The 5274-nt window shown below is 64.1% G+C and carries 5 protein-coding genes; all 5 read left to right on the forward strand.

What is annotated here, in order from left to right; all coding sequences use genetic code 11:
* Positions 1–17 precede the first annotated feature (17 nt).
* Entirely contained in the window at positions 18–1451 is a 1434-nt protein-coding gene (locus EOA85_RS26575) for a UDP-N-acetylmuramoylalanyl-D-glutamyl-2,6-diaminopimelate--D-alanyl-D-alanine ligase (protein ID WP_127211748.1), read from the forward strand.
* 24 nt (positions 1452–1475) lie between these two features.
* Positions 1476–2558, forward strand: a complete 1083-nt coding sequence (mraY, locus tag EOA85_RS26580; RefSeq protein WP_127211749.1) for a phospho-N-acetylmuramoyl-pentapeptide-transferase — start codon at positions 1476–1478, stop codon at positions 2556–2558.
* 8 nt (positions 2559–2566) lie between these two features.
* Positions 2567–3970, forward strand: coding sequence for a UDP-N-acetylmuramoyl-L-alanine--D-glutamate ligase (murD, locus tag EOA85_RS26585; protein ID WP_127211750.1), 1404 nt, complete (start codon positions 2567–2569; stop codon positions 3968–3970).
* Positions 3970–5121 carry a putative lipid II flippase FtsW gene (ftsW, locus tag EOA85_RS26590; RefSeq protein WP_029351459.1) on the forward strand — a complete coding sequence of 384 codons (1152 nt, stop codon included), beginning with the start codon at positions 3970–3972 and terminating at the stop codon, positions 5119–5121. The genes murD and ftsW overlap by 1 nt, the downstream gene beginning before the upstream one ends.
* Position 5122: 1 nt before the next feature.
* A partial coding sequence (locus EOA85_RS26595; protein WP_206523374.1) for a glycosyltransferase occupies positions 5123–5274 on the forward strand: 152 nt, incomplete at its 3' end.

Here is a 5274-nt window from a genome sequence, read left to right on the forward strand (position 1 = left end):
CTTCAGGAGCGCGCCGCATGAGCTTTCTGTGGACTTCCGAGGATCTCGTCGCCGCCATGGGCGGACGACCCCTTGGCCCGATGCCGGAGGGTATCAGCGGCATCTCGATCGACAGCCGCAGCCTTGAGCCGGGCGATGCTTTCTTCGCCATCAAAGGCGAGGCGATGGACGGCCATGATTTCGCGACCGCCGCCATCAAGGCCGGCGCCGGCGTGCTGGTCGTCGCCGAGGGCAAGCTGCCGTCGCTCGGGCGGCTGACCGCGCCGATGATCGTTGTGCAGGACGTGCTGGCCGCGCTGGAAAAGCTCGGGCTGGCCGCCCGCGCGCGCTCGAACGCCAAGATCATCGCGGTGACCGGTTCGGCGGGCAAGACCACCACCAAGGAAGCGCTGCGCCATGTGCTGTCCGCGGTCGGCAAGGTGCACGCATCGGCCCAGTCTTTCAACAACCACTGGGGCGTCCCGCTGACGCTGGCGCGGATGCCGGTGGATTGCGACTATGCCGTGTTCGAGATCGGCATGAACCATCCCGACGAGATCCGGCCGCTGGCCAAGATGGTCCGGCCGCATGTCGCCATCGTCACGCTGATCGCCGCGGCACATCTCGGCTTCTTCCGCAATCTGGACGAGATCGCCAGGGCCAAGGCCGAGATTTTCGAGGGGTTGGAACCGGATGGTGCTGTCCTTCTCAACCGCGACGACCCGCGCTGGAAGCTTCTGGACAAGATGGCAAGAGCCGCCGGCGTCGAGCACATTTACGGCTTTGGCGAGAATGCCCGGGCGACATTCAAACTGCTCGAATGCGCGCTGCATGCCGATCATTCTATCATCACCGCCAAGATTGGCGGTCAGGAAATCACCACCAGGGTTGGCGCGCCGGGCCGACATATGGTGCAGAACGTGCTGGCCGTGCTGGGCGCCGCGCATCTGGTCGGCGCCGACATCGCCAGGGTGGCGACGGCGCTGGCCGATCTTTCAGCCGAACGCGGACGCGGCAAGCGCCACGTGCTGCGTCACCCGAAAGGTCCGATCACGCTGATCGACGAGAGCTACAACGCCAATCCGGCGTCGATGAGCGCTGCAATGGCGCTGCTCAACGCGACGCCGGTGTCGGGCGAAGGGAGGCGCATCGCGGTGCTCGGCGACATGCTCGAACTCGGCGAGCATTCCGCGAAGCTGCACGCAGCCCTTGCCGATCTCATCGCCGGCACCGAAACGCGCACGGTCTTTCTCGCCGGCCCGGAAATGCGGGCGCTGGCCGACACCCTTCCTGATGAGATCGAGACGGAGTATCGCGCCGGCGCAGAGGATCTGAAACTGGTGCTTCTGTCGGCGCTGAAGCCGGGCGACGTGGTGATGATCAAATCGTCGAAAGGCATCGGGTTCTCCAAATTGGTCGACGCATTGCTCAGCAAATTTCCGGCGGTAGCCACAACCGCCAAACAGGCCTAGAGCCAGGTCCGGGGACCGAATCGCATGTTCACACTGCTCGTCGAATTCGCGGACAAGATCTCGGTCTTCAACGTCTTTCGCTACATAACCTTCCGTACCGGCGGCGCGCTGATCACCGCGGCGCTGATCGTCTTCATCTTCGGGCCGGCTATCATCAATTCGCTGAGGCTGCGGCAGGGCAAGGGCCAGCCGATCCGCGCCGACGGGCCGCAGACGCATTTCAAGAAGGCCGGCACTCCGACCATGGGCGGGCTGATGATCCTGTGCGGCATCATCGGCTCGTCGCTTTTGTGGGCGAACCTGTCCAGCATCTATGTCTGGGTGGTGCTGCTGGTGACCCTGGGTTTCGGCTCGATCGGGTTCTACGACGATTATCTCAAGGTGACGAAGCAATCGCATCTTGGGTTTTCCGGCAAGGCGCGGCTGGGGCTTGAATTCGCCATCGCCGGCATCGCCGCCTGGGTGATCATGCACAATGGCCAGGCGCCGTTCTCGTCGTCGCTGACTTTCCCCTTCGCCAAGGAATTTCTCATCAATCTCGGCTGGTTCTTCATCCCGTTCTCGTGCTTGGTCATCGTCGGCGCCGGCAATGCGGTGAATCTGACCGATGGCCTCGACGGGCTGGCGATCGTGCCGATCATGATCGCAGCGGCGTCCTTCGGCGTCATCGCCTATCTCTCCGGCAATGCGGTGTTCGCCGAATATCTGCAGATCCATTTCGTGCCTGGCACCGGTGAATTGGCGGTGGTCCTCGGCGCAGTGATCGGCGCTGGCCTCGGCTTCCTGTGGTTCAACGCACCGCCGGCGGCGATCTTCATGGGCGATACCGGCTCGCTGGCCCTGGGCGGCCTGATCGGCACGGTCGCAGTTGCCACCAAGCACGAGATCGTGCTGGTCATCGTCGGCGGCCTGTTCGTCGTCGAGATCCTGTCGGTCATCATACAGGTCGGCTACTTCAAGATGACCGGCAAGCGGGTGTTCCTGATGGCGCCGATCCACCATCATTTCGAAAAGCTCGGCTGGACCGAAAGTCAGGTAGTGATCCGCTTCTGGATCATCGCCGTCATCCTGGCGCTGGTCGGCCTGTCGACCCTGAAGCTCCGATAGGAGGCCGCTTGATCCCCGCCACATCCTTCGCAGGCAAGCGCGTTTCGCTCTTCGGGCTCGGCGGCTCGGGGATCGCCACGGCGCGCGCGCTGATCGAGGGCGGAGCGGACGTGCTCGCCTGGGACGACAATCCCGGCAGTGTCGCCAATGCCGCGGCCGTCGGGATCGCGACCGGCGATCTGCGCGGCGCCGACTGGGCGAAGTTCTCGGCCTTCGTGCTGTCGCCCGGCGTGCCGTTGACGCATCCGAAGCCGCACTGGACAGTGGAACTGGCGCGCGCTTCAGGCGTCGAGATCATTGGCGACATCGAGCTGTTCTGCCGGCAACGGACGTTGCTGGCGCCGGCAGTGCCCTTCATCGCTATTACCGGCACCAACGGCAAATCGACGACGACGGCGCTGACGGCGCATATCCTGAAATCGGCCGGACGCGACACGCAGATGGGCGGCAATATCGGCCGCGCGGTGATGACGCTCGATCCACCGGAGCCTGGGCGGCATTATGTCGTGGAATGCTCCTCCTACCAGATTGACCTGGCGCCCTCGATCAATCCGACCGCCGGCGTCCTGCTCAATCTGACGCCGGATCATCTCGACCGTCATGGCACGATGAAGCACTACGCCGCGATCAAGGAACGGCTGGCGGCCGGCAGCGAAACGGCAATCGTCGGTATCGACGATTCCTGGTGTGCCCAGCTCGCCGACCGGCTGGAGCGGGCAGGCCGGCACGTGATCCGTATTTCCAAGCGCCTGCCACTGACCGACGGCTATTTCGCCGACGGCACCGATCTGATGGAGGCGGTGCATGGCCGTTACAGCCGCGTTGCGTTTCTCGAAGGCATCGGCTCGCTGCGCGGCCAGCACAATGCGCAGAATGCATTGGCCGCTATCGCCGCCTGCCTCAAGGTCGGGCTCGAGCTGGGCGAGATCCAGTCGGGACTGGAGAGCTTTCCCGGGCTGGCGCACCGTATGGAGCAGGTCGGCCGCAAGGGCCATGTGCTGTTCATCAACGATTCGAAGGCGACCAATGCCGATGCGGCAGCGCCCGCATTGTCCAGCTTTCCGCGCATCTACTGGATTGCCGGCGGGTTGCCGAAAGAGGGTGGCATCGAGCCGTTGCGCGGCCTCTTTCCGCGCGTCGCCAAGGCCTATCTGATCGGTGAGGCCGCACCAGCCTTCTCGGCGACGCTCGGCGAGGCGGTGCCTTACGAGATCTCCGGCACGCTGGCCGCAGCAGTCGAGCATGCCGCAAGCGACGCGGCCAAGGATGATGACAACGGCGAGGTGGTGGTGCTGCTTTCGCCGGCCTGCGCCAGTTTCGACCAGTTCAAGAATTTCGAAGTGCGCGGCGAAGCCTTCAGGCAAGCTGCGAGCACTATTGATGGCGTGAAGCTCATCGGAGGGGCACGATAATGCAAAGCCGTCTCGACAAAAGCCCGGTCGCCACCTGGTGGTGGACGGTCGATCGCTGGTTCCTGGCTGCGTTCCTGTCGCTGATGGGACTCGGCATCGTACTGTCTTTCGCGGCAAGCCCGGCGGTGGCCCAGCGCATCGGTCTGGACAGTTTCCACTTCGCCACACGGCAGATCATCTTCACCATTCCCGCACTTGGCGTGATGCTGGCCGTCTCCTTCCTGGAATCGCGGCAGATCAGACGCATGGCCCTGGCGATGCTGTGCGTCATGCTGGTGCTGATGGTGGCGGTACTCTACATCGGCGTCGAGGTGAAGGGCGCGCGGCGCTGGGTGTCGCTCGCCGGCGTGTCGATCCAGCCGTCGGAATTCCTGAAGCCGGCGTTCGTCGTCATCTGCGCCTGGCTGTTTGCCGAACACAAGCGCCAGCCCGACATTCCAGGCAATCTGTTCGCCATGCTGCTGCTGGCCCTCGTCATTTCGCTGCTGGTGGCGCAGCCTGATTTCGGCCAGACAATGCTGGTGCTCGGCACCTGGGGGGTGATGTTCTTCATGGCCGGACTGCCATGGCTGTGGATCATCGCGCTGGGCGCTGCCGGCATCGGCGGCGTGTTTGCCGCCTATACGGTGTTCCCGCATGTCGCCGGCCGCATCGATCGCTTCATGACCGGCGAGGGCGATACGTTCCAGGTCGACATGGGCCGCGATGCGCTGATCAATGGCGGCTGGTTCGGCGTCGGGCCGGGCGAGGGCACCGTCAAGCGGGTCATACCCGACAGCCATGCCGATTTCGTCTTCTCGGTGGCCGGCGAGGAGTTCGGACTGATCATGTGCTTCTTCATCATGACCATCTTCGCCTTCATCGTGCTGCGTGGCCTCAGCACCGCGCTCAAGGAGCAGGACGATTTCACCCGCTATGCGGTTGGCGGCCTGGTCACCGTTTTCGGTCTGCAGTCTGTCATCAACATGGCCGTCAATCTGCAGCTGATGCCTGCCAAGGGCATGACCTTGCCGTTCATCTCCTATGGTGGCTCCTCGCAGATCGCCATCGCAATCTCGATGGGCATGGTGCTGGCGCTGACCCGCAAGCGGCCGGAAAAGCGCAAGCAGTTGGGCTTCGCACCGTCGCAGCGCGCCATGCCGGCGGAGTGAAATGTCGAAGGGCTCGATCCTTCTGGCCGCCGGCGGCACGGGCGGGCATCTCTTCCCGGCCGAGGCGCTGGCGCATGAGCTGATCAGGCGCGGCTGGACGGTGCATCTCGCCACCGATGCTCGTGCCGAGCGTTTTGCCGGCCAGTTTCCGGC

The sequence above is a fragment of the Mesorhizobium sp. M5C.F.Ca.IN.020.29.1.1 genome (assembly GCF_003997375.1).
GTDB classification, from domain to species: Bacteria; Pseudomonadota; Alphaproteobacteria; order Rhizobiales; family Rhizobiaceae; genus Mesorhizobium; species Mesorhizobium wenxiniae.

Coding starts and splice junctions, on each gene's coding strand:
- EOA85_RS26575 (WP_127211748.1), top strand. CDS start 18: ATGAGCTTTCTGTGGACTTCCGAGGATCTCGTCGCCGCCATGGGCGGA.
- mraY (WP_127211749.1), top strand. CDS start 1,476: ATGTTCACACTGCTCGTCGAATTCGCGGACAAGATCTCGGTCTTCAAC.
- ftsW (WP_029351459.1), top strand. CDS start 3,970: ATGCAAAGCCGTCTCGACAAAAGCCCGGTCGCCACCTGGTGGTGGACG.